This is a genomic window from Halopseudomonas sp., from assembly GCF_036961105.1.
In the GTDB taxonomy this organism is placed as follows: Bacteria; Pseudomonadota; Gammaproteobacteria; order Pseudomonadales; family Pseudomonadaceae; genus Halopseudomonas.
Map to the genome: position 1 here is coordinate 1 of NZ_JBALWW010000045.1, position 1,010 is coordinate 1,010.

The window sequence follows — 1,010 nt, forward strand, 5'->3', positions numbered from 1 at the left end:
GCTGGAAAGTGATCCCGAAAATGCGCTATCTCTCGCCTATGACATGGTGTTGAACGGCACTGAATTGGGTGGTGGCTCCATTCGTATTCACAATCCGGATATGCAAAAAACCGTATTCCACGTGTTGGGTATCAGCGATGAAGAGGCCAATGAAAAATTTGGTTTCCTTGTAGATGCACTGAGCTACGGTTGCCCTCCCCATGGAGGTTTGGCCTTTGGCCTGGACCGCCTGATCATGTTGATGACAGGTAGTGACTCTATTCGGGATGTGATTGCATTCCCCAAAACCCAGACTGCGGCTTGTGTGATGACCGATGCACCGGGACGCGTGGATAATAAGCAATTGCGTGAGCTGAATATTCGCTTGCGCGAAAAGCCAGCGAGCGAGAAGCCAGCAGGTGAGCAAACGCCTACTGAAAAAGAAGGCAACGCTTAAACTGTTTTACTAAACAGTAGCTCTGGTAAGTCAGGAGATTATTTATGGCGGGTCATAGTAAATGGGCCAATATCAAGCACCGCAAGGCCGCGCAGGATGCCAAGCGGGGTAAAGTCTTTACCAAACTGATTCGTGAGTTAGTGGTGGCGGCAAAGGCCGGCGGCCCCTGCCCAGATGATAACCCGCGCCTGCGGGCCGCAGTGGATAAAGCGCTTGGCTCCAATATGAAGCGCGACACCGTCGATAAAGCGATAGCCCGCGGTGCCGGTGCGGGTGAAGGTGACAATTACGATGAGATTACTTACGAAGGCTACGGCGTCGGTGGTATTGCTATTCTCGTTGAGTGCATGACAGATAATCGCAATCGAACCGTCTCTGATGTTCGCCATGCCTTTGCCAAACGCGGTGGCAACCTTGGGACTGATGGGTCTGTGGCTTATTTGTTTGCGCGTACTGGGCAAATTAGTTTTGCACCAGGTGCCGACGAAGAAAAAATTATGGAAGCAGCACTTGAGGCCGGTGCTGAAGACGTTGTGACTAATGACGACCAATCCATTGATGTCATGACAGCTTG

Annotated in this window: 2 protein-coding genes; both read left to right on the forward strand. The window is 51.4% G+C overall.

Annotation, left to right across the window (positions count from 1 at the left end; all coding sequences use genetic code 11):
- Positions 1-436 (forward strand): amino acid--tRNA ligase-related protein (locus V7756_RS18860; RefSeq protein WP_335611745.1); only part of this gene is annotated, 436 nt, incomplete at its 5' end.
- 44 nt (positions 437-480) lie between these two features.
- The coding region (locus tag V7756_RS18865) for a YebC/PmpR family DNA-binding transcriptional regulator (protein ID WP_335611746.1) at positions 481-1,010 on the forward strand (530 nt) is incomplete at its 3' end.